Origin of the sequence: Paracoccus sanguinis (assembly GCF_900106665.1) — a bacterium.
In the GTDB taxonomy this organism is placed as follows: domain Bacteria; phylum Pseudomonadota; class Alphaproteobacteria; order Rhodobacterales; family Rhodobacteraceae; genus Paracoccus; species Paracoccus panacisoli.
Map to the genome: position 1 here is coordinate 201117 of NZ_FNNA01000001.1, position 21002 is coordinate 222118.

At 71.2% G+C, this 21002-nt stretch carries 22 protein-coding genes and 1 other RNA gene; 17 read left to right on the forward strand and 6 right to left on the reverse strand.

Translation table 11 applies throughout. The features are described from left to right. Positions 1 to 7: 7 nt before the first annotated feature. The 7 genes from BLW17_RS01005 (at position 8) to BLW17_RS01035 (ending at position 7131) form a co-directional block, all read left to right on the forward strand. A complete protein-coding gene (locus BLW17_RS01005; protein WP_081969192.1) occupies positions 8 to 1174 on the forward strand; it encodes an OmpP1/FadL family transporter in 1167 nt (388 codons plus the stop codon). A gap of 142 nt (positions 1175 to 1316) precedes the next feature. Further along, positions 1317 to 2180: a nucleoside/nucleotide kinase family protein gene (locus BLW17_RS01010; RefSeq protein WP_036702573.1), complete on the forward strand. Its 864-nt coding sequence runs from the start codon at positions 1317 to 1319 to the stop codon at positions 2178 to 2180. Then, positions 2180 to 3103, forward strand: coding sequence for a homoserine O-succinyltransferase (locus BLW17_RS01015; protein ID WP_036735120.1), 924 nt, complete (start codon positions 2180 to 2182; stop codon positions 3101 to 3103). The genes BLW17_RS01010 and BLW17_RS01015 overlap by 1 nt, the downstream gene beginning before the upstream one ends. A 2-nt stretch (positions 3104 to 3105) precedes the next feature. Continuing rightward, complete coding sequence (ppk2, locus tag BLW17_RS01020; RefSeq protein WP_197055297.1) at positions 3106 to 4173, forward strand: polyphosphate kinase 2; 1068 nt, start codon at positions 3106 to 3108, stop codon at positions 4171 to 4173. A gap of 133 nt (positions 4174 to 4306) precedes the next feature. Further along, complete coding sequence (locus BLW17_RS01025; RefSeq protein ID WP_036735123.1) at positions 4307 to 5227, forward strand: TPM domain-containing protein; 921 nt, start codon at positions 4307 to 4309, stop codon at positions 5225 to 5227. 93 nt (positions 5228 to 5320) lie between these two features. Next, entirely contained in the window at positions 5321 to 6067 is a 747-nt protein-coding gene (locus BLW17_RS01030; RefSeq protein WP_036735126.1) for an SDR family oxidoreductase, read from the forward strand. A 41-nt stretch (positions 6068 to 6108) separates the two neighbouring features. Then, complete coding sequence (locus BLW17_RS01035) at positions 6109 to 7131, forward strand: NAD(P)/FAD-dependent oxidoreductase (RefSeq protein ID WP_081969193.1); 1023 nt, start codon at positions 6109 to 6111, stop codon at positions 7129 to 7131. A gap of 28 nt (positions 7132 to 7159) precedes the next feature. On the opposite strand, the gene BLW17_RS01040 is transcribed toward BLW17_RS01035, so the two are convergent. After that, positions 7160 to 7807, reverse strand: coding sequence for a 5'-methylthioadenosine/S-adenosylhomocysteine nucleosidase (locus BLW17_RS01040; RefSeq protein WP_052176523.1), 648 nt, complete (start codon positions 7805 to 7807; stop codon positions 7160 to 7162). Between the two features lie 236 nt (positions 7808 to 8043). Here BLW17_RS01040 and BLW17_RS01045 point away from each other — a divergent pair, with 236 nt between their 5' ends. From BLW17_RS01045 to BLW17_RS01055, 3 genes are all read left to right on the forward strand, one after another. Next, the gene (locus tag BLW17_RS01045) at positions 8044 to 9090 is read left to right on the forward strand and encodes an ABC transporter substrate-binding protein (RefSeq protein ID WP_139305881.1); all 1047 of its coding nucleotides are present in this window, start codon (positions 8044 to 8046) and stop codon (positions 9088 to 9090) included. 117 nt (positions 9091 to 9207) lie between these two features. Further along, entirely contained in the window at positions 9208 to 10371 is a 1164-nt protein-coding gene (locus BLW17_RS01050) for a TRAP transporter substrate-binding protein (RefSeq protein ID WP_074825980.1), read from the forward strand. Positions 10372 to 10424: 53 nt separating this feature from the next. Next, positions 10425 to 10838, forward strand: coding sequence for a PaaI family thioesterase (locus tag BLW17_RS01055; RefSeq protein WP_052176515.1), 414 nt, complete (start codon positions 10425 to 10427; stop codon positions 10836 to 10838). Positions 10839 to 10842: 4 nt separating this feature from the next. On the opposite strand, the gene BLW17_RS01060 is transcribed toward BLW17_RS01055, so the two are convergent. After that, on the reverse strand, positions 10843 to 11478 hold the full coding sequence (locus BLW17_RS01060) for a tRNA-specific adenosine deaminase (protein WP_052176514.1): 636 nt from the start codon (positions 11476 to 11478) through the stop codon (positions 10843 to 10845). Positions 11479 to 11668: 190 nt separating this feature from the next. Beyond that, a complete protein-coding gene (locus tag BLW17_RS01065; RefSeq protein WP_036735068.1) occupies positions 11669 to 11938 on the reverse strand; it encodes a PepSY domain-containing protein in 270 nt (89 codons plus the stop codon). Positions 11939 to 12048: 110 nt separating this feature from the next. Here BLW17_RS01065 and ssrA point away from each other — a divergent pair. From ssrA to BLW17_RS01080, 3 genes are all read left to right on the forward strand, one after another. Beyond that, positions 12049 to 12405, forward strand: a transfer-messenger RNA (tmRNA) gene (gene ssrA / locus BLW17_RS01070). An 87-nt stretch (positions 12406 to 12492) separates the two neighbouring features. Then, positions 12493 to 13167, forward strand: coding sequence for a glutathione S-transferase (locus BLW17_RS01075; RefSeq protein ID WP_036735063.1), 675 nt, complete (start codon positions 12493 to 12495; stop codon positions 13165 to 13167). Next, positions 13167 to 14444, forward strand: coding sequence for a glutamate-5-semialdehyde dehydrogenase (locus tag BLW17_RS01080; protein WP_036735061.1), 1278 nt, complete (start codon positions 13167 to 13169; stop codon positions 14442 to 14444). The genes BLW17_RS01075 and BLW17_RS01080 overlap by 1 nt, the downstream gene beginning before the upstream one ends. 6 nt (positions 14445 to 14450) lie before the next feature. On the opposite strand, the gene BLW17_RS01085 is transcribed toward BLW17_RS01080, so the two are convergent. Then, positions 14451 to 15104 carry a histidine phosphotransferase family protein gene (locus BLW17_RS01085; RefSeq protein WP_052176513.1) on the reverse strand — a complete coding sequence of 218 codons (654 nt, stop codon included), beginning with the start codon at positions 15102 to 15104 and terminating at the stop codon, positions 14451 to 14453. Between the two features lie 39 nt (positions 15105 to 15143). On the opposite strand from BLW17_RS01085, the gene BLW17_RS01090 reads away from it, so the two are divergent. The 3 genes from BLW17_RS01090 (at position 15144) to olsA (ending at position 17114) form a co-directional block, all read left to right on the forward strand. Further along, positions 15144 to 15341 (forward strand): DUF3553 domain-containing protein, encoded by a 198-nt coding sequence (locus BLW17_RS01090; RefSeq protein ID WP_036702566.1) that lies wholly within the window; start codon positions 15144 to 15146, stop codon positions 15339 to 15341. A 106-nt stretch (positions 15342 to 15447) separates the two neighbouring features. Beyond that, positions 15448 to 16230, forward strand: a complete 783-nt coding sequence (gene olsB, locus BLW17_RS01095) for an L-ornithine N(alpha)-acyltransferase (RefSeq protein WP_036735074.1) — start codon at positions 15448 to 15450, stop codon at positions 16228 to 16230. Then, positions 16227 to 17114, forward strand: coding sequence for a lyso-ornithine lipid O-acyltransferase (gene olsA / locus BLW17_RS01100; protein ID WP_081969190.1), 888 nt, complete (start codon positions 16227 to 16229; stop codon positions 17112 to 17114). The genes olsB and olsA overlap by 4 nt, the downstream gene beginning before the upstream one ends. Here olsA and BLW17_RS01105 read toward each other — a convergent pair. Both BLW17_RS01105 and BLW17_RS01110 read right to left on the reverse strand, forming a co-directional pair. Continuing rightward, positions 17111 to 18889 (reverse strand): SLC13 family permease, encoded by a 1779-nt coding sequence (locus tag BLW17_RS01105; protein ID WP_036702565.1) that lies wholly within the window; start codon positions 18887 to 18889, stop codon positions 17111 to 17113. The genes olsA and BLW17_RS01105 overlap by 4 nt on opposite strands. A 279-nt stretch (positions 18890 to 19168) precedes the next feature. After that, positions 19169 to 19984 carry a TIGR00282 family metallophosphoesterase gene (locus BLW17_RS01110; RefSeq protein WP_036735059.1) on the reverse strand — a complete coding sequence of 272 codons (816 nt, stop codon included), beginning with the start codon at positions 19982 to 19984 and terminating at the stop codon, positions 19169 to 19171. Between the two features lie 111 nt (positions 19985 to 20095). Between BLW17_RS01110 and rarD the strand changes: the two genes are divergently transcribed. Continuing rightward, on the forward strand, positions 20096 to 21001 hold the full coding sequence (gene rarD / locus BLW17_RS01115; RefSeq protein WP_036735058.1) for an EamA family transporter RarD: 906 nt from the start codon (positions 20096 to 20098) through the stop codon (positions 20999 to 21001). Position 21002: the final 1 nt, after the last annotated feature.

A 21002-nucleotide genomic window follows, 5' to 3' on the forward strand; every position in this document is an offset into this window, starting at 1 on the left:
GGCGCTGATGCTGACGGCCGCTCCGGTGCTGGCGGGCGGGATCGAACGGGCGCCGCAGTCGCTCAACATCCTGTTCGAGCCGGGCAACTACGTCGAATTCTCGGGCGGGCGGGTCACGCCGGACGTCTCGGGGCGCGACCTCGCGCTGCGCGGGCCGGGCGGCGTCGTCGTCTATCCGGGCGGGCGCTCGACCGGCGACGTGGCGGACGACTACAGCTTCGTCGGCATGGGCTTCAAATACCAGATCAACGACCAGCTCTCGGCCGCGTTCATCATCGAGCAGCCGTTCGGCACCGACATCCGCTATCCGAACCTGAACCCGGCGTCGGCGACCCAAGGGTCGCTGAACCTCGGCGGCACCTACGCCACGGTCGACTCGACCACCTACACCGCCCTGCTGCGCTACAAGTTCGACGATCGCTTCGGCATCCACGGCGGTCTGCGCGGCTCGCGCGCGTCGGGTGACGTGGGCCTGCGCGGCGCGGCCTACGGGCCGGTCAACGGCTACGACGTCGACCTCGACAGCGCATGGGGCACCGGCTACGTGCTCGGCGCGAGCTGGGAAAAGCCCGAGATCGCGGCCCGCGTCTCGCTGACCTACAACTCGCCGATCGAGCATGACTTCGACACCACCGAAAGCGGCCCGGCGATCGATCCCGATGGTCCCGGCCCGCTGCCCGCGCTGCCGCTGCTGAACGGCAACAGCGAGACCACGGTCAAGACGCCGCGCTCGTGGACCCTCGAGGGTCAGACCGGCGTTGCGCCCGGCACGCTGGTGTTCGGCTCGATCCGCTGGGTGAAATGGTCCGAGTTCAAGGTCGATCCCGACCGCTTCACCGCCGTCACCGGCGGCGGCCTGGTCGACCTGGACGACACCACGACCTACGTGATCGGGGTCGGCCGCAAGTTCACCGACAACTGGTCGGGCGCGCTGTCCTTCACCTACGAGAAGGCGGGCAACAAGCTCGTCTCGCCGCTGTCGCCCACCACCGGGCGCAAGGGCATCTCGCTGGCGGCGATCTACACCCAGGACAAGTGGAAGATCACGACCGGCGTGAGCTACTTCAAGCTCGGCGACGCGACCCCGGAAACCGGGACCCCGGACGTCGCCCGCGCCTCGATGACCGACGCCGACGCGCTCGGGGTCGGGATCAAGGTCGGCTACAGCTTCTGAGCCGCGCTTGACGCACATCAACGGGGCCTCGCGCAAGCGGGGCCCTTTTTGCTGCGCGCGCCGGCCCGTCCCCTTTCGCCCGCCCCCCTTTCGCTCACCCGGCCCGAGGCTTAGCTAGACGGCGACAGAACGGGGACAAGCGATGATCTACGACAGCGGGCAGGCGTGGCGGGCGGCGGCCGACAAGCGGGTGATGCTGTTCGGGATGTCGGGTCTCGGCAAGACGCACATCGCCTCGATGCTGCGCCGGTCGGGGGACTGGTTCCACTACAGCGTCGATTACCGCATCGGCACCCGCTACATGGGCGAGCTGATCGCCGACGAGTTCAAGCGCCACGCGATGAAGCTGCCGCTGCTGCGCGAGCTGCTGCTGACCGACTCGGTCAGGATCGAGTCGAACATCACATTCCACAACCTCGCGCCGCTCTCGACCTATCTCGGCAAGCCCGGCAACCCGTCCCGCGGCGGGCTGGCGTTCGACGAATACAAGAAGCGCCAGAACCAGCACCGCACGGCCGAGATCGCCGCGATGGCCGACAGCGGCCATTTCATCGAGCGGGCGCGCGCGCTTTACGGCTATGGCAATTTCGTCTGCGACACCTCTGGGTCGATCTGCGAGGTGGTGGACCCCGAGAACCCCGCCGACCCGCTGCTCGAGCGGCTGTCGGCGCTGATGCTGCCGATCTGGATCCGGGGGACCGAGGCGCACACGGCCGAGTTGGTGCGCCGCTTCGACGCGGCGCCGAAGCCGATGTATTACCAGCCCCGGTTCCTCGACGACGCCTGGGCGGCCTATGGCGCGACCCACCCCGGGCCCGTGGACCCAGACCCCTTCGTGCGCTGGACCTACGCCCGCGCGCTCGCCCACCGCCAGCCGCGCTACGCCGCCATGGCCCGGCGCGGCGTCACGGTCGAGGCCGACGAGGTCGCCGCCGTCGCCACGCCCGAGGATTTCGTCGATCTCGTCGCCCGCGCCATCGACCGCAAGACCGAGGAGGCCCGCTGATGCCGATCACCCTGCCCGAGAACCTGCCCGCCTATGACATCCTGGGGCGCGAGGGGGTGATGGTGATGACCCCCGACCGGGCGGCCAAGCAGGACATCCGCCCGCTCAGGATCGCGCTGCTGAACCTGATGCCGAAGAAGATCCAGACCGAGAACCAGTTCGCCCGGCTGATCGGCGCGACGCCCTTGCAGATCGACCTGTCGCTGATCCGCATGTCGGACCACGACAGCCGCAACACCGCGGCCGACCACATGGTCTCGTTCTACCGCCGCTTCGCCGAGGTCGAGGCCTCGGGCGAGCGCTTCGACGGGCTGATCGTCACCGGCGCCCCGGTCGAGCACCTGCCCTTCGACGAGGTCACCTATTGGGACGAGCTGCGCCGCGTCTTCGACTGGGCGCAGAGCCACGTCCATTCCACCTTCGGCGTGTGCTGGGGCGGCATGGCGATGGCGTGGCATTACCACGGCGTCCCCAAGCTGCTGCTCGAGGACAAGGCCTTCGGCTGCTTCCGCCACCGCAACCTCGCCCCCGCCTCGCCCTATCTGCGCGGCTTCTCGGACGACGTGCTGATCCCCGTCAGCCGCTGGACCGAGATGGCGCAGGCTGATCTGGACCGGGCGGGGCTGGCGACGCTGCTCGCCTCGGACGAGGTGGGGCCGTGCCTGGTCGAGGATGCCGGGAACCGCGCCCTCTACATCTTCAACCACCTTGAATACGATTCGGGCACGCTGAAGGAAGAGTATGACCGCGACGTGACGGCAGGAAAGCCGATCGAGGTGCCAGTGAACTATTACCCGGATGACGATCCGTCGCAGGTCCCGACGAACCGTTGGCGTAGCCACGCGCATCTGCTTTATGGCAACTGGATCAACGAGATTTACCAGACCACCCCGTTCGACCTCAACGACATCGGAAGGGACTGACGATGGCAGACAGCGCCGCCCCGAAATCCGCCAAGACCGGCGAAAAGCCCGGCGACAAGACCGGCGACAAGACCGACCCCAGGGCGGGCGCGAAGGCGGCCCGGACCGACGGCAAGGCGGGCGCCAAGTCCGAGTCCAAGGGTGACGGCAAGGGCGACGGCAAGCCGGGCGAGTCCGGGGCCAAGGCGGCGCGCCCCACGCCCGAGATCCCCTTCGTGGGCGAGATCTCGGAATACTTCCACAAGGGCGCCCCGCCCGAGGTCCGCCGCGCCATCGAGGCGGCGGGCAAGAAGGACATCCTCGACCCCGACTACCCCTATCGCGCCGAACTGCCCAAGGCCGACTACGAGGCGCACGGCGAGATCCTGCAGGTCGAGCTGGTCAAGATGCTGCGCGACATCATCTCGACCGACAAGCGGCTGGTGGTGCTGTTCGAGGGCCGCGACGCCGCCGGCAAGGGCGGCACGATCGAGGTCGTGCGCCAGAACCTCAACCCGCGCTCGGCCTATATCGTGGCCCTGCCCAAGCCCAACGAACGCGAGGCGAAACAGTGGTATTTCCAGCGCTATGTGGCCCAGATGCCCGGCGCGGGCGAGATCGCGCTCTTCGACCGCAGCTGGTACAACCGCGGCGTGGTGGAAAAGGTCTTCGGCTTCGCCTCGGACGCGCAGCGGGCGCATTTCTTCCGCCAGCTCCCGGATTACGAAAAGCTGCTGGTCGAGGACGGCGTGATCCTCGTCAAGCTGTGGCTGAACGTGGGCCGGGCCGAGCAGCTGCGCCGGTTCCTCGCGCGTGAGCAGGACCCGCTCAAGCAGTGGAAGCTGAGCTGGATCGACGTCGAGGGTCTGGCCAAGTGGGACGAATACACCGTGGCCATCCGCGAGACGCTGTCGCTGACCCACACGCCGGTGGCGCCTTGGACGGTGATCCGCTCGGACGACAAGCGCCGGGCGCGGATCGCCGCGATCCAGACCGTGCTGCACCGGGTCGATTACGCCGGCAAGGACCTGTCGCTGATCGGCACCCCCGACCCGCTGATCGTCGGCGGCCCCGAGATGCTGGTGCGCTGAACCGGGGCCCTGGTGCCGGTCTCGGGCGCGGCCCCCGGTGGCGGTGCTGCACACGTCCCCTCACCGGGCCGCGTGTTGACGCCCGCCCGGCCCCGCGCCACCCTCCGGCGCTGCAACCACGGGGAATGAACCCATGACCGCCCTCTCCGCCCGCGTCCGGGCGCCGCTCGCCCTCGCGCTCGGCCTGCTGCTCGCGCTCATGCTGGCGCCGGTCACGGGCCGGGCGCAGGCGCTGCCGGACTGGCAGCACACCTCGATCAACGATTTCGCCGGCCTGCTCACGCCCGCCGACACCCGCGTGCTGGACGAGGCGCTGATCGCGCTGCACGACCAGACCGGGGTCGAGGGCACGGTGGTCACGCTGACCGACCGCGCCCGCTACGGCGGCACCGACGGGCTCGAGCCCTTCGCCACCCGGCTCTTCAACCACTGGGGCGTGGGCGACCGGACCCGCAACGACGGCTTCATGGTGCTGGTCCTGCCCGGCGACCGCGAGGCGCGGATCGAGCTCGGGCGCGGCTACCCGCCCGAGGCGGGGCTGATGGCGCAGGACATCATGAACCGCGTCATGCTGCCCTCGTTCCGCGAGGGCGACTATGCCCGCGGGCTGCGCGAGGGCACGCTGGCCGTGATCGACCGCATCGCCCGCCCGCACGCCGCCGGCCAGCCGATCGCGCGCCCACGCCGGCAGTCGCCGCTGCCGGGCCTCGCCGCCTTCGGGGCGATGGTGGCGGGGATGTTCGGGCTGCAGGCGTGGCAGCGCCGGCGCCGCAACCGCTGCCCCCAGTGCGGCCACCAGGGCCTGACCACCGCCGCCGAGCCGATCCGCGAGGACCAGCCCGACGGCGGCTGGCGCACCGCGACCGAGACCCGCACCCGCCGCTGCCCCGCCTGCGGGTGGGAGGCGAGCCGCATCGCCCCCCTGCCCACCGTCACCTGGTACGACCGCACCGGGCGGCGCGAGCGGGTCGAGCGCGTGGGCAACCGCGGCGGCGGCTCGTCGGGCTTCGGCGGCGGCTCGTCCTCGGGCGGCGGCGCCTCGGGCCGCTGGTAGCCCGCCGGGCCACGCGCGCCGATGCGGCGCTTGCCCCGCGACGGGCGCCGCCCTAACACCGTCCCGACCGTATCTGAGGGAGGGGTTTTTCACATGGATATCAGCACCGCACGCGCCGTCGTCACCGGCGGCGCCTCGGGCCTCGGCGCCGCCACCGCCGCCCATTTCCGCGCCCGGGGCGCGCAGGTCGTGATCCTCGACCGCGAGGCGGCGGGCGAGGGCTACGCCGACGGCATCGGCGCCGGCTTCGCCCGGACCGACGTGACCGACGAGGCCTCGGTCACGGCCGCGCTCGACGCCGCGGTCGAGCGGATGAGCGGGATCGACGTCTGCGTGAACTGTGCCGGCATCGTGATCGGGGAAAAGACGCTGGGGCGCGAGGGGGCGCACCGGCTCGACAGCTTCCGCCGCACCATCGAGGTGAACCTGATCGGCAGCTTCAACGTCCTGCGCCTCGCCGCCGAGCGCATGGCCCGCAACGGCCGGGCCGAGGACAACGGCGTGATCGTCAACACCGCCTCGATCGCCGCCTTTGACGGGCAGGCCGGACAGGCCGCCTATGCGGCGTCCAAGGCCGCGATCGCCGGGATGACCCTGCCCATCGCCCGCGACCTCGCCCGCAGCGCCATCCGCGTCTGCGCCATCGCGCCGGGCATCTTCGGAACGCCCATGCTGCGCGGCCTGCCCCAGGACGTGCAGGACGGGCTTGCCGCCGAGGTCACCAACCCCAAACGGCTGGGCGACCCCGAGGAGTTCGCCCGCCTCGCCGCCTTCATCGTCGAGAACCCCTACATGAACGGCGAAACGATCCGCATCGACGGCGCGTTGCGGATGCGCTGAGGCGCGCTGCGCCCCGGCCATTCCCCGCAAAGGTGCCTGCCATGTCCGACCGCCCCGACTCTGCCGCCCCGACCGACGCTGCCGCCCCCGGCCAGTGGCCCGCCACCCCGGCCGAGGCGCAGGCGCCGGTCACGCCCGGCGAGGACGCGCCGGTCGACTGCCTGGTGATCGGGGGCGGCCCGGCGGGGCTGACCGCGGCGATCTATCTCGGCCGGTTCCGGCGCCGGGTGATGCTCGTGGACCGCGGCGACGGGCGGCTGAAGATGATCCCGCGCTCGCACAACCACGCCGGCTACCCCGAGGGTGTGGTCGGCACCGACCTGATCGAGAACATGGCCGCGCAGGCCCGGATGTATGGCGCCGAGCTGGAACAGGGCGAGGTCACCACGCTCGGCCGCGACGGCGAGGGGTTCCGCGCCGAGTGGAGCGGCGGCGCCCCGATCCGCGCCCGCACCGTGCTGATCGCCACCGGCGTGGTGAACCACCGCCCGCCGCTGGCCGAGGCCGTCCACGATGACGCGGTGCAGCGCGGCCTGCTGCGCTACTGCCCGATCTGCGACGCCTTCGAGCAGGCGGGCCGCCGCATCGGCGTCCTGGGCGGCGACCGTCACGGGCTGGCCGAGGCGCTGTTCCTGCGCAGCTACAGCCCCGACATCACCCTGCTGTCGCTGACCGGCGAGACGCTCGACGCAACCGAGCAGGACGAGGCGCGGATCGCCGGGGTCACCGTCATCCCCGCGCCCGTCTCGGGCTTCGACTTCGACGACGACACGCTGACCCTGACGCTGGCCGACGGGGACCGCGTGACGCTCGACACGCTCTATGTCGCGCTCGGCTCGCACACCCGCAACGGGCTGGGGATGGACCTCGGCACCGAGCTGGTCGAGGGCGAGTGCTTCGCCACCGACCCCCACCAGCGCACCAGCGTCGAGGGCGTCTATGCCGCGGGCGACGCGGTCGAGGGGCTCGACCAGATCAGCGTGGCGATGGGGACCGGGGCGCGGGCCGCGGTGGCGATCCACAACGACCTGCGCGCCAAGGATGGGCAGGTGCTGAAGGACTAGGGTCCGGCAGGACCCGCTTTCAGCAGCACTAGCCCCCGGCCGCCAGCGCCGCCCCCACCACGTCGAGCGCCGCGGCCAGCCGCTGGTCGATCACGTCGAGGTAGCGCGTCCAGTCCAGCATCCCGCCCAGCGGCGCGGCCCCGTCCGAGATCCCGCGCAGCCCGATCAGCGGCACGCCATGCGCCATGCAGGCGCGGGCGACGGCATAGGTCTCCATATCCACCATCTCGGCGTCGATGGCGTCGTAGCCCGCGCCCGAAACGATCGCCGCCCCGGTCGAAAGCCGCGCCGCGGGCAGCCCCGGCACGGTCCTGAGCGGCAGCACCGCCGGCAGGCCGGCGAACGGGGTCTCGCCCTTCGGAAACCCCAGCGGCGAGGCGTCCATGTCGCGGTAGCCGACGCTCTCGGCCTGATAGACCGCCGCCTGCTCGAGCCGCCGCGCCCCCGCGCTGCCGAGGCAGACGGCGAGATCCGGCAGCGCCCCCTGCCCCGCCAGCCGCGCGAGCGCCACGGCGGCCGAGAGCGCGGCCTCGACCGGGCCGACCCCGGTCATCACCGGCGTGATCCGCGCCCTGAGTGCCGGCCCGTACTCCGCCGCGGCCGCCATCAGGAACAGCACCCGCCGCCCGCCGAGGCGGGTGACGGGCACGGGATCGGGAAGGGCTTCGACGGTCACGGGGGATGTCCTTGGCAGGGGCGGTTGCCACCGACCTGCCCCGCGCGTGGTCCCGACGCAAGCACCATGGACGGGGATGGCGGCAGGCGCCCCCCACGCCCGGCACACACCCCCGTGCCCCGGGCCGCCGCCCGCCCTCTCGCGGTCTTGCGCGGGCGCATCTTGCCCCACGCCACCGCCACCGCTAGCGTCCCCCCAGCAACCCGCGCCCCGCGACCATCCCCGGAGGACCCGCCTTGACCTTCCTGCGCTCGACCGCGATCACCCTTGCCCTCTCCGCCCTCGGCACCGCGGCGCTTGCCGCCGATCCCGAGCTCACGGTCTTCGACTGGGCCGGCTTCGAAGAGCCGTCGATCTTCCAGGGCTACATCGACAAGCACGGCACGGGGCCGACCTACGCCTTCTACGGCGACGACGACGAGGCCTATCAGAAGCTCGCCTCGGGCTTCAAAGCCGACGTCGCCCACCCGTGCAGCCAGATGGTGTCGAAATACCGCGACGCCGGGCTGATCGAGCCGTGGGACACCTCGCGCATCGCGGCCTTCGCCGACATCGACCCGCGGTTCCTCAACTCGCCGGTGTTCAAGGACGACCAGGGCGTGTGGTACATCCCCACCGACTTCGGCTCGACCGCCATCGCCTACAACACCGAGAAGGTGCCGGCCGAGGACGTGGCGACGCTCAACGTCTTCATCAACCCGGCCTATCAGGGCCGCACCACGCTGCCCGATAGCGCCGACGACGTCTGGGCGCTGGCCTATCTGGCCACCGGCGTGACCGACTGGACCCACGTCACCGACGAGCAGTTCCAGAAGGCCGCCGACTGGCTGCGCGAGGCGCACAAGAACGTCAGCGCCTATTGGGCCGACCCGGCCGACGAGGCGCAGATGATGGCCTCGGGCGCGGTGGACGTGGCGTGGTCGTGGAACGACGTGCTCGCGCTTCTGCGCAAGGAAAACTATCCGGTCGGCTATCAGCGGGCGGCCAAGGAGGGCTCGTCCACCTTCTTCTGCGGCTTCGTGAACCTGAAGAGCGGTCAGGGCAGCGAGGACAAGATGTATGATTTCATCAACGCCTGGCTCGACCCGTCCTCGGCCAAGGGGCTGCTCGACACGATCGGCTACGGCTCGACCAACGTGAAGGGCCTGGCCACGGTGTCGGACGACCCGCGGGTGAAGGAGCTGGGCGAGACCGGCGGCCCGATCCTCGCCCAGACCCCGAACGACCCGGCGCAGCGTGAAAAGCAGCTGGCCGAGTTCGAGAAGATCAAGGCCGGGTTCTGACCGACCCCTGGGGCGCGCTGACGCCCCCCGGCGGGCGGCCGGCGCGCCGCCCCCATCCCCAAGCGATCCGGCGCCGCGGCCCGACCCGCGGCGCGCCCGACCGAACAGGAGAAGCTGATGAAACGCCGTGTCTTTCTGTCCACCGCCGGCATGGGCAGCGCCGCTGCCATGCTCGCCGCCCCGGCGCTTGCGCAGGGCAAGCCCAGCATCAGCTGGCGCTTGACCTCGAGCTATCCGAAAAGCCTCGAGACGCTGTGGGGGATTTCCGAGCAGGTCGCGCGGCGCGTGTCCGAGATGACCGACGGCGGCTTCCAGATCCAGCCCTTCGCGGCGGGCGAGATCGTCCCCGGCCTGCAGGCCATCGACGCGGTGAGCGACGGGACCGTGGAATGCGCCCATTCGCTCGGCAGCTTCAAGATCGGCACCGACCCGACCTGGGCCTTCGACACCTCGCTGCCCTTCGGGCTCAACACCCGCCAGACCATCGCCTGGCTCTACTACGGCGGCGGGCGCGAGCTGGTGAACGAGTTCGTGGGCAAGTCGAACCTGCGCTCGATCCCCTCGGGCAACACCGGCGCCCAGATGGGCGGCTGGTACCGGAAAGAGATCACCTCGCTCGCCGACCTGCGCGGCCTCAAGCTGCGGATCGCGGGCCTGGGGGGCACCATCCTCCAGCGCCTCGGTGTGGTGCCGCAGCAGATCGCGGGCGGCGACATCTATCCGGCGCTCGAGCGCGGGACGATCGACGCGGCCGAGTTCTCGGGCCCCTTCGACGACGAGAAGCTGGGCTTCCAGAAGGTCGCGCAGCACTACTACTACCCCGGTTGGTGGGAGGGGACGGCAAACGTCGGCCTCTACGTCAACCTCGACAAATGGAAGGCGCTGCCGGCGCATTACCAGGCCGCGCTCGAGGCCGCCTGCGCCGAGGCGATGACCCATTGCGTGGCCAAGTACGACAACGGCAACCCCGACGCGCTGATGCGGCTGATGGCGCAGGGAGCGCGGGTCCACGCCTTCCCCGACGACGTGCTTTCCGCGGCGTTCGCCGAGTCGCGCAAGCTCTATGACGAGTACGCCGCCTCGAACGAGAGCTTCCGCAAGATCTACGAGAACTGGTCGGCCTACTGGCTCAAGCAGCAGCAGTGGCTGCGGGTGGCCGAGCTGCCCTATGACTTCGTGACCTCGGCCCAGGCCGCCGCGCTGGCGCAGGCGTCCGCCGCGCAGCCGCCGGCCGAAGCGCCCGCCGCGCCGGCCGCGCCCGGCGCCCCGGCCAGCAACTGAGACCGTCGGCGGGGGCGTCAGCGTCCCCGCCGCGCCTTCCGGGGGGACCGCGCATGGACAGCGACGAGCAGGAGCGTATCGCCTTCGACCAGCCGGCCTTTGCGCGGCTGCTGGGGTTCAGGCTGATCTCGGTCGCCCCCGACGAGGTGGTGGCCGAGATGGCGGTGACGCCCGAGCTCGCCAACCGCAACGGGGTCATGCACGGCGGCGCGATCATGGCGCTGGCCGACAACCTCGGCGGCACCGCAACGATGATCAACCTGCCGCCCGGCAAGACCACCACCACGGTCGAAAGCAAGACCAACTTCCTGCGCCCGATCCGCATCGGCGACACCGCGACCGCGCGGGCGGTGCCGCTGCACAAGGGGCGCACGACGATGGTCTGGCAGACCACCATCACCCGGCCGGACGGCAAGGCCGCGGCCGTGGTCACGCAGACCCAGCTCGTCATTGAGTGGACCGGCTAACCGGTCAGGCGAGCGGGATCGCGTTCCCCGCCTTGCCCGACTGATAGGCTGCCGAGAGCTCCGCATAGGCCTCCGCGATCCGCTGCGCCCGCGCGCGCAGGGCGGGCTGGCGGGCCGGATCGGCGCCCGCGATCACCTCGGCCACCGAGCGGGCGCGCCAATAGGCGTTCTCGCGGCGATACCCGCCCGGGTCGAGCGTGAAGACCTCCTTGAGGATGCGCAGGTCATGCGGGATGGCGAAGCTGTCGCGGCTGTCCTCGTGGGTGAAGAAGTCGAAGAAATTGTCGAACCCCGCCCAGGTGATCGCCGACAGGCACATCGAGCAGGGCTCGTGCGTCGACAGGAAGATCAGCCCGCGCGGATCGGGCGGCTCGGGCAGTTCGTGCAGGGTCTTCAGCAGATGCACCTCGCCGTGCCAGAGCGGGTTCTCGGTCTCGGCGTTGGTTTCGGCCAGCACCACCGCGCCGTCGGATTTCCGCAGCACCGCGGCGCCGAAGATCTTGTTGCCGCGCGCCACGCCCTCGCGCGTGAGCGGCAGGATGTGGGTCTCGAGCGCGTCGAGCAGCGCCTCGGCCAGCGCCGTGTCGTCGAGGGGGATGTCGCTGGCGGGCGGGGTGGCGGGCGTGGCGCTGGGGGTCATCGGTCATCCCTCTCGTGTCGGTTCAGCCTCAGGGTCACACGGGAGGGTGCGTCGTGGCCACCGGAAAGGCGGGTCGTTCCGCAACGTGGAATGGCGACGTGTGCCCCAGTCGACCGGTAACTGAGCCGTTCCACAATGCGAAACGCGCGGCAGAGGGCCGCGCGTTTGATCAGTCAAAAGATTCAGCCGCTCAGCGGGCGCGAAGCTCGCCGGACACCGGGTCGATCTTTTCCTCAACCTTGGCCCCGGCGGTGGTGTAGTACTCCACCTCCCAATAGCCGTCGTCGTCCCAGCTCACCTCGTCGATATAGGCGAGGTTGGCGCCGGCGCGGGTCTCGATGGCGGTGACGACCTCGGACAGGCGCTTAGCCCCGGCGGGGGGCGGGGTGTCGGCGGCAGCCGCAGCACCGGCGAGCGGCAGGGCGAGGGCGAGAGACGCAAGGGCGGGCACAAAACGCATGGGACGTCCTTTCCTGGTTGCGCTATCGGAACGCGTCTGACCGGGGCAAAGGTTCCGTCCCGACGCGCCTCGCCCCGCGTCAGCCCGCCCGGCGAACGCCCCCTGTTGAGGCCCTTGCACGGCGCCCTGCTGCCGCCTATCTTGATCCTCGTTCGGGGCAACCCGGACTATGGACATAAACGCGCAGGTAATAAGCGGATCGGACCCGGGGGCGGTACCCGGCGGCTCCACCATCCATCCCTCGTTGGGGGCGAATGGGGCCGAAACAGGATCGACGAACGTCTAAAGCTGTTTGCTTTGTCTCGGTGAGGTACCACCGTTATCGGTCCGAAAAGTACAGTTGCCAACGACAACCGTGCTCCGGTGGCTCTGGCTGCGTAAGCAGTTCGAGTTATCGAAACCTAAGTCCTTGCGCTTAGCCGCGTAAGGCGGGGCCCCCAGGCGCCTGGCAACAGAAGCCTGGGACTTTCTTCCCCCTATCCCCAGACCCGTCCGGGCTTCCGCTCGTCCCCCCGCTGTGGCACCAACGCGCCACATCGCAAGGCGGGCCCTTCATGCTGACCATCCATCACCTGAACGAAAGCCGCTCGCAGCGGGTCATCTGGCTCGCCGAGGAACTGGGCCTGCCCTACGAGCTGGTCCGCCACCAGCGCGCCCCAAGGACGATGCTCGCCCCCGCCTCGCTCAAGGCGCTGCACCCGCTGGGCAAGGCGCCGCTGGTCGCGCACCGGGGCCGGGTGCTGGCCGAGACCGGGGCGATCGTCGCGGCGCTCGCCCGCGGCTCGGCGCTGCTGCCCGACGAGGGCACGGACGAGGGCGACGCGGTGCGCTATTGGCTGCATTATGCCGAGGGGTCGGCCATGCCGCCGCTGGTGATGCGGCTGGTGCTGGGGCGCATCCCCGCCTCGGTGCCGTGGCCGCTGCGCCCTGTGGCGCGGGCCATCACGGGCGGGGTCGAGACGGCCTATCTCGGCCCCGAGATGACCCGCCAGCTCGACTGGTGGGAGGCAAGCCTGACCGGCGACAGCTGGTTCGCCGCCGGCCGCTTCACCGCCGCCGACGTGATGATGAGCTTTCCGGTCGAGATGGCGGCCCTGCGCGGCGGGCTGGCCGACCGCCCGGCGACGCGCGGCTGGCTGGACCGCATCCACGCCCGCCCGGCCTACCAGCGCGCGCTGGTGGCGGGGGGCCCCTACTCCGGCGCCGGCACGGGCGAGAGGACCGCATGATGACGACCGAGACGCTTGAAACCGAGTCCCCCGACGCCCTGATCGCTCGCATGGGCGCCGCCGCGCGCGAGGCTGCGGCCGAGCTGGCCGTCGCCACCCCCGCGCAGAAGGCCGCCGCCCTGACCGGGGCCGCCGCGGCGATCCTGTCGGCGCAGGACGCCATCCTCGAAGCCAACGCCCGCGACCTCGCCCATGCCGAGGACAAGGGCCTCGCGCCCGCCATGATCGACCGGCTGCGGCTCGATCCGACGCGGATCGCGGGCATCGCCGAGGGGTTGCGCGCGGTCGCGGCCCAGCCCGATCCGGTCGGGCGGGTGCTCGCCGAATGGAACCGGCCGAACGGGCTGCACATCCAGCGCGTGGCGACGCCGCTGGGGGTGCTGGGGGTGATCTACGAAAGCCGCCCGAACGTCACCGCCGACGCAGGCGCGCTGGCGCTCAAGTCCGGCAACGCGGTGATCCTGCGCGGCGGGACGGATTCGCTGCAGTCCTCGGCGGCGATCCTCGCGGCGATGGCCGAGGGGCTGCGCGCCGCGGGCCTGCCCGGGACGGCGATCCAGATGGTGCCGACCCGCGACCGCGCCGCGGTGACGGCGATGCTGCGCGCCCAGGGGCTGATCGACGTCATCATCCCGCGCGGTGGCAAGGCGCTGGTCAGCCTCGTCCAGACCGAGGCGCGGGTGCCGGTCTTCGCCCATCTCGAGGGCATCTGCCACGTCTACGCCGACGCCGACGCCGATCTCGACAAGGCGCGCCGGGTGGTGCTGAACGCCAAGACCCGCCGCACCGGCATCTGCGGCGCGGCCGAATGCCTGCTGATCGACCGCGGCTTCTTCGCCCGCCACGGCGACGTGCTGATCCGCGACCTGCTGGAGGCGGGCGTCGAGGTCCGCGCCGAGGGCGAGCTGGCCCAGATCCCCGGCACCACGCCGGCCGCGCCCGACGATTTCGGCCGCGAGTTCCTGGACATGATCATCGCCGCCCGGCTGGTCGACGGCGTGGAGGGCGCCATCGCCCATATCCGCCGCTACGGCAGCCAGCACACCGAGAGCATCCTGACCGAGAACGACGCGACCGCGGCGCAGTTCTTCCAGCGCCTCGACAGCGCGATCCTGATGCGCAACGCCTCGACCCAGTTCGCCGACGGGGGCGAGTTCGGCATGGGCGCCGAAATCGGCATCGCCACCGGCAAGATGCACGCCCGCGGCCCGGTCGGGGCCGAGCAGCTCACGAGCTTCAAGTATCTCGTGACCGGCGACGGGACGGTGCGGGGGTAAGCCGGGTCAGAAGCTGATCTCGGCGCCGGTCTCGTCCACCTCCCACGTCACGGGACGGGCGAGTTGCGCCGCCATCCGGCCGAGTAGCGGGAAATGCACCGCCGCCGCCGGGGGCATCGGCTGCATCGGCGCGGCGTCCCCGTCGAGCCAGCGCCACAGGTCGCGGTCGATGCGCATCCGCGTCGCCTCGCCCACCACCCGCCAGCCCGGCGCCGTGCGGCAGATCAGCACCCGCCCGCCCCAGGGCATGGCGCTGTCGAGGCAGAGGAACGACAGCAGCAGCATCCGCGCCTCGGGCCGGGCGAGGTCCCCCTGCCCGTTCAGCTCGACCGTGAGCCGCGTGCCCTCGGTCACGTCGCCGAGCAGCTGGGCGATCTCGGGCAGCGCCACCCGCGCATCGGCGGGCGCATGGCCGAAGGCGCTGCGGAAGAACCGCAGCCGCGCCCGCGCCGCCCGCACGCTTTCGGTGATGAGGCTCAGCTCGGGCGATCGGGCGAGCCCCGACTGGTCGCCCGACATCTCGAGCAGTTCCACCCCGTTGCCGATCGCGCCCAAGGGCGACACGAGGTCGTGGCAGAGCCGGGCGGCGACGAGGCTGGCGAGGTCGGCGTCGGGGACGGTGGCCGCGGTCGCCGCGTTGATGATTGTCGGCGCGGTCATCGTCCGCTAGCCTCTCGGCCCGACGACAAAGGAGCGCCGATGGTCAACGACATCCTCGAGCCCGGAATGCTGGTGCGCCATCCAGGCGCGCCCGAGTGGGGGGTGGGACAGGTCCAGTCGCGGATCGGAGATCGGGTGACGGTCAATTTTCCTGAGGCAGGCAAACAGGTTCTGGACGGTCGGCGGGTGGTGCTGGAATTGGTCATCATTTCAACAGTTACGGATCAATCACGTTAATGTGGACGTGCAACCCTAAGGTGTGTCAAGCGGAAATCCGCCGATCCCCCACGTTGGTCCGGCGGGTTGCCGCGCAACCACAACGGGCAGCTGCGGGGCGCGCGTGGTGACCCGGGCGCCGAATTGGCTCGAAACGCGGCTTGCGACCAGCGAGGCCGACCTGCGCGGGGCGCAGCGCCTGCGCTACCGCGTGTTCGTCGAGGAGCTGGGCGGCGACGGGCCGCTGGTCGATCACGCCGCGCGGCTCGAGCGGGATGACTTCGATCCGGTCGTCGATCACCTGATCCTCGTCGACACCCGCCGCGACCCGGCCGAGGGCGATCACGTCGTCGGCGTCTACCGCCTGCTGCGCGGCGAGGTGGCGGAGGGCTTCGGCCGCTTCTACTGCGACGAGGAATACGATCTGGCCCCGCTGCGCGCCTCGGGGCGGCGGCTGGTCGAGCTGGGGCGGTCCTGCGTGGCCGACGAGTTCCGCGGCGGGATCGGGATGTTCCTGCTGTGGAACGCGCTGGCCGACTATGTGCTCGGGCACGGGATCGAGATCCTGTTCGGGGTGGCGAGCTTTCACGGCACCGACGTCGAGGCGCTCGCCCCGGCGCTGGCGTGGCTGCATCACCACCACCTCGCCCCGCCCGAGCTGCGGGCCACGGCGCGGCCGCCGAACGCCACGCGGATGGACCTGATCCCCGCGGAGGGGCTGGACCGGAAGGCGGCGATGACGGCGATGCCGGCGCTGATCAAGGCCTATCTGCGGCTCGGCGGCGTCGTCGGCGAGGGCGCGTGGATCGACCATGCGTTCAACACCACCGACGTGTTCCTGCTGATGGACACCGCCGCCATGTCGGACCGGCACCGCAGCTTCTATCAGGACCGCCGGCGCGAGGAATGAGGTCGCCCGAGCGCGCCCCCTCTCCCGCCGCCCCGGCCTCCCGCGCGCAACCGGCACCCCGCGCCACGGACGCGACATGGCGCGGTGCCGCGCCCCCGCCGCTGCCCCGGCCCGGGCCGCTCGGCTGGGGGCTGGCCGCGGTGCGCCTGGTCGCGGTGCTGCTGGTGCTGGGCCCGGGCGTCCTGCTGATCCTGCAGCTGCGCGGGATCGAGCGGCTGGTCGCGGGCCCGCGTCGGCCGGTCACCGGGCCGTGGGTGCAGGGGGTGTGCCGGCTGACGCTATGGTGCCTCGGGATCGGCTGGCGGCGGGTCGGGGCGCCGATGCGCGGCCCCGGCGCAATGGTCGCGAACCACTCGAGCTGGCTCGACATCCTCGTGCTGAACGCCGCGGCGCCGCTGTTCTTCGTGTCCAAGGCCGAGGTCGCGGGCTGGCCCGGGATCAACATCCTGACCCGGGTGACGAACACCCATTTCGTCACCCGCGACCCCCGCCTCGCCCGCCAGCAGGCAGCCGAGTTCGCCGCCCGCACCCAGGCCGGGCACCGGCTGCTGTTCTTCCCCGAGGGCACCTCGACCGACGGGCGGCGGGTGCTGCCGTTCAAGCCGACGCTGTTCCAGGCCTTCCTCGATCCCGACCTGCCGGCGGGGCTGGCGATCCAGCCGGTCAGCGCCGCCTATGCGGCACCGCCGGGGCGCGACCCCGCGTTCTACGGCTGGTGGGGGGACATGGCGCTGGGGCCGCATCTGCTGGCCGTGCTGGCCCAGCCGCGGCAGGGGCACGTGACGGTGACGCTGCACCCGCCGATCCCGGTCGCGGGGCATGACCGCAAGAGCCTCGCCGCGGCCGCCGAGGCGGCGGTGCGCCGCGCGGCCCCGGCCGCCTAGAGCGGCCAGAGCAGCGGGATCATCAGGCAGGCCACCACGCCGGTCACGATGTCGAGCGGGATGCCGAGCCGCATGAAGTCGGTGAACTTGTAGCCCCCCGGCCCGTAAACCATCATGTGCGTCTGATAGCCGATCGGGGTCGCAAAGGCGACCGAGGCCGAGAACATCACCGCCACCACATAGGCCCGCGGATCGTGGTTGAGCTGCTGGGCCAGCTCGATGGCGATGGGGGTCAGGATCACCGCCACGGCGTTGTTCGAGAGCAGCTCTGTCAGGATCAGCCCGAGGAAATACACCGTCACCAGCGTCCAGAACGGCGAATGCCCCGCCAGCAGCGGCGAGATCTGGTCCACGATCAGCTTGACCGCGCCAGTCGAATCGAGCGCCTCGCCGATCGCTAGCATGGCGAAGATCATGGCGAGCAGCCGCGCCTCGACGAAGCCGAAGGCCTCGTCGGGATCGACGCAGCCGCTGATGAGAATGATCGAGGCGGCGAGGAACGACAGCGCCATGATCGGCGCCACGTCGAAGGCGGCCAGCACCACCACGCCCAGAAGGCAGGCGGTGGCGATGGGCGCGTGCTTGCGGCGGAACGGCTTTGTCGTGGGGTGGCTCACGTCCACGAGGTCCATGTCGGCGGCAAGCCGGGCGATGTCCTCGGGCGCGCCCTCGAGGATCAGCGTGTCGCCGACCCGCACCTCGAGGTCGTCGAGCTGGCGGCCGATGTTCTGGTTCCGGCGATGCGCGGCGATGGCGTAGACGCCGTAGCGGCGGCGCAGGCGCAGATCGCCCAGCCGGCGGCCGATCATCCGGGCGCCGGGCGAGATCAGCACCTCGACCGTCTCGGTCTGCACCGAGCTGAGCTTGTCGAGCGCCCGCAGGTCCTTGTTCTGCTGCATCTCGAGCAGGTCGGCCATCTCGGACCGGATCACCACCCGGTCGCCGGGCTCGAGCACCACGTTGGCCATGTCGCGGCGCAGCGATGCGTCGCCGCGCAGGACGTCGATCACCCGCACCGCCTCGCGCTTGAACATCTTCACCTCGTTGACGTTCATCCCGACGATGCCGCTGTCGGCGGGAATGGCGACCTCGGTGAAGTATTTCATCTGCGCCCGGTCGGTCAGGAACGACGCCATCGAGCCGCGGTCGGGCAGGAGCCGCCAGCCCACCAGCGCGATGAACGCCCCCCCGGCGAGCGTTACCGCGATGCCGACCGGGGCGATGTCGAAGATGCCGAACGGCTCCATCCCCTTCGAGCGCACGACCCCGTCCACGAGCAGGTTCGTCGAGGTGCCGATGAGCGTGATCATCCCCCCCATGACGGTGAAATAGCTCAGCGGCATCAGCAGCTTCGAGGCCGAGATGCCGGCCCGCTTGGCGACCTGGATGACGATCGGGATCATCACCGCGACCACCGGGGTGTTGTTCATGATCGCCGAGGCGAGGCAGACGAAGACGAACATCGCCGCGATCGTGGCGATGGGCCGCTCGCCCGCCCGGGCCGCGACCATGCGGCTGAGCTGGTCGAGCGCCCCGGTCCGAAGCAGGCCGCCCATGATGATGAACATGAAGGCGATGGTCCAGGGCGCGTTGTTCGACAGCACCTCGGTCGCGTCCTTGAGCGGCACGAGGCCCAGGACGAGCATCAGCGCGGCGGTGCCGAGCGCGATGACCTCGGGCGGTTTGTCCTCGCGGATGAAGAGCACGAACATCACGGCGACGATGACCAGCGTGGTGATCGCCGCGGTCTGCCCGCCGAGCGCTATCCCGAACATCGACGCCTCTTGACCTTGGCCCGCGCGCGGGCGGTTCGGCGCAGGGTTGCCTCATGTCGCCGCGGCCCGCAAGCGCGCGGCGCGTGCCCGCGACGCCGGGTCAGCGCGGCGCGTGGCCGCGGCGCCGCGCGGGGGGGCGGGGCCGGGCCGCCTCCGGCGGGGATATTTGGGTCCAGCCCGAGGTGGTGGGTGGTGTGCTCAGGGGGGCGAGGGCGCCATGCTCGTTCTGGCGGTCGGCGGATCCCCGCGGGGGCAGCCGTGAGCCGGACGGGGCGCGGCTCAGGCCGCGGGGGAGGGGCTCAGGCGTCCGCCCTCGCGCACCGGCTCGACCGACTGCGCGAGGCCGGTGCGGTCGTCGGTGACCACCAGCACGCCCGAGAGCGTGGCCTCGCCCTCGGCCGGGACGAAGCGGCCCTGCGCCATCCCGGTCAGGAAGCGCCGCATCGGCTCGTCCTTCTGCATCCCGATGATGCTGTCGTAGTCGCCGCACATCCCGGCGTCGGACTGATAGGCCGTGCCGCGGCCGAGCACCGCGGTGTCGGCGGTCGGCACATGGGTGTGGGTGCCGACGACGAGGCTGGCGCGGCCGTCGCACCAGTGCCCCATCGCCATCTTCTCGCTCGTCGCCTCGGCGTGGAAATCCACCACCGCGGCCTGCACCCCGCCGCCGAGGACATGGGTGCGCAGGACCGCATCGACGGCGCTGAAGGGGTCATCGAAGGGCCGCTTCATGAACACCTGCCCGAGCGCCTGGGTCACGAGCACCTTGCGCCCGCGCCGGTCGGCGTAGACCCGCGCCCCGCGGCCCGGTGCCTCGCGCGCGAAGTTCAGCGGCCGCAGGATGCGCGGCTCGCTGTCGATGAAGGCCATCATGTCCTTCTGGTCGAAGGCGTGGTCGCCCAGCGTCACCACGTCGGCGCCGGCCTCGAGCAACAGTTTCGCATGCGGCGCGGTCAGGCCCATCCCGCCCGAGGCATTCTCGCCGTTCACGATGGTGAAGTCGGCCCTGAGCCGCGCCTTGAGCGGCTCGAGCCGCTCGGCGATGGCCCGCCGCCCGGCCCGGCCCATGACATCGCCGAGAAACAAGATCCGCATGGAGGCTCGCTAGCCGGTTCCGCCCCGCTTCTCAAGCCCGCGGGCCGCGGGCGGCGTCGGGGGGCGTCATCCCCGATGGCGCCTGCCGCGGCCGCGGGCTAGAGAGCGGCCATGCGCGCGCCCGACACCCAGACCGACTCGCCCCGGGGCCTCGCACTCGCCATCGCCACCTATCTCATCTGGGGGTTCCTGCCCCTCTACATGCGCGAGATGGCGCATATCCCGGCGACCGAGATCATCGCCCACCGGGTGCTCTGGTCGCTGCCCATCGCGGCGGCGGTGCTGGCGGTCAAGGGCGGGCTCGGGACGGTCGTCGGCACCCTGCGCCAGCCGCGGCTGGTGCGGATGGCGGCGCTGACGGCGGTGCTGATCTCGGTCAACTGGCTGATCTATGTCTGGGCGGTGACCCATGACCGGGCGCTGCAGGCGGCGCTCGGCTATTACATCAACCCGCTGTTCTCGATCGCGCTCGGCGCCGCGCTCTTGGGCGAGCGGCTGACGCGGGCGCAGCTTGCGGCGATCTCGCTCGCGGTGATCGCGGTGCTGCTGCTCACGTTCTCGGCCGGCGGGCTGCCGCTGGTGGCGATCGGCTTGACGCTGAGCTGGGGGATCTACGCCTATTGCAAGCGCAGCCTGCCCCTGCCCGCCAACGAGGGGTTCACGGTCGAGGTGCTGATCCTGTCGCTGCCGGTGCTGGCCTATGTGCTGTGGCTCGCGGCGCGCGGCGAGGGGCATTTCGGCGCCAACTGGCACGACACGCTGATGCTGATCGGCAGCGGCGCGATCACCGCCGTGCCGCTGATGCTTTACGCCAACGCCGCCAAGCTGATCCGGCTGTCGACGATCGGGGTGCTGCAGTACATCGCGCCGACGATGGTGTTCCTGACGGCGGTGCTGGTCTTCCACGAGCCGTTCACCGGCGTCAGCCGCATCGCATTCCCGCTGATCTGGGCGGCGCTCGCCATCTATACCGCGACGCTGATCCGGCGCCGGCGGCGCAACGACGGGATGCGCTGAC

Excerpts from the sequence above, each read along its gene's own strand:
- BLW17_RS01005 (WP_081969192.1), top strand. The coding sequence starts at position 8 with ATGCTGACGGCCGCTCCGGTGCTGGCGGGCGGGATCGAACGGGCGCCG.
- BLW17_RS01010 (WP_036702573.1), top strand. The coding sequence starts at position 1,317 with ATGATCTACGACAGCGGGCAGGCGTGGCGGGCGGCGGCCGACAAGCGG.
- BLW17_RS01015 (WP_036735120.1), top strand. The coding sequence starts at position 2,180 with ATGCCGATCACCCTGCCCGAGAACCTGCCCGCCTATGACATCCTGGGG.
- ppk2 (WP_197055297.1), top strand. The coding sequence starts at position 3,106 with ATGGCAGACAGCGCCGCCCCGAAATCCGCCAAGACCGGCGAAAAGCCC.
- BLW17_RS01025 (WP_036735123.1), top strand. The coding sequence starts at position 4,307 with ATGACCGCCCTCTCCGCCCGCGTCCGGGCGCCGCTCGCCCTCGCGCTC.
- BLW17_RS01030 (WP_036735126.1), top strand. The coding sequence starts at position 5,321 with ATGGATATCAGCACCGCACGCGCCGTCGTCACCGGCGGCGCCTCGGGC.
- BLW17_RS01035 (WP_081969193.1), top strand. The coding sequence starts at position 6,109 with ATGTCCGACCGCCCCGACTCTGCCGCCCCGACCGACGCTGCCGCCCCC.
- BLW17_RS01050 (WP_074825980.1), top strand. The coding sequence starts at position 9,208 with ATGAAACGCCGTGTCTTTCTGTCCACCGCCGGCATGGGCAGCGCCGCT.
- BLW17_RS01055 (WP_052176515.1), top strand. The coding sequence starts at position 10,425 with ATGGACAGCGACGAGCAGGAGCGTATCGCCTTCGACCAGCCGGCCTTT.
- BLW17_RS01060 (WP_052176514.1), bottom strand. The coding sequence starts at position 11,478 with ATGACCCCCAGCGCCACGCCCGCCACCCCGCCCGCCAGCGACATCCCC.
- BLW17_RS01065 (WP_036735068.1), bottom strand. The coding sequence starts at position 11,938 with ATGCGTTTTGTGCCCGCCCTTGCGTCTCTCGCCCTCGCCCTGCCGCTC.
- BLW17_RS01075 (WP_036735063.1), top strand. The coding sequence starts at position 12,493 with ATGCTGACCATCCATCACCTGAACGAAAGCCGCTCGCAGCGGGTCATC.
- BLW17_RS01080 (WP_036735061.1), top strand. The coding sequence starts at position 13,167 with ATGACGACCGAGACGCTTGAAACCGAGTCCCCCGACGCCCTGATCGCT.
- BLW17_RS01085 (WP_052176513.1), bottom strand. The coding sequence starts at position 15,104 with ATGACCGCGCCGACAATCATCAACGCGGCGACCGCGGCCACCGTCCCC.
- BLW17_RS01090 (WP_036702566.1), top strand. The coding sequence starts at position 15,144 with ATGGTCAACGACATCCTCGAGCCCGGAATGCTGGTGCGCCATCCAGGC.
- olsA (WP_081969190.1), top strand. The coding sequence starts at position 16,227 with ATGAGGTCGCCCGAGCGCGCCCCCTCTCCCGCCGCCCCGGCCTCCCGC.
- BLW17_RS01105 (WP_036702565.1), bottom strand. The coding sequence starts at position 18,889 with ATGTTCGGGATAGCGCTCGGCGGGCAGACCGCGGCGATCACCACGCTG.
- BLW17_RS01110 (WP_036735059.1), bottom strand. The coding sequence starts at position 19,984 with ATGCGGATCTTGTTTCTCGGCGATGTCATGGGCCGGGCCGGGCGGCGG.
- rarD (WP_036735058.1), top strand. The coding sequence starts at position 20,096 with ATGCGCGCGCCCGACACCCAGACCGACTCGCCCCGGGGCCTCGCACTC.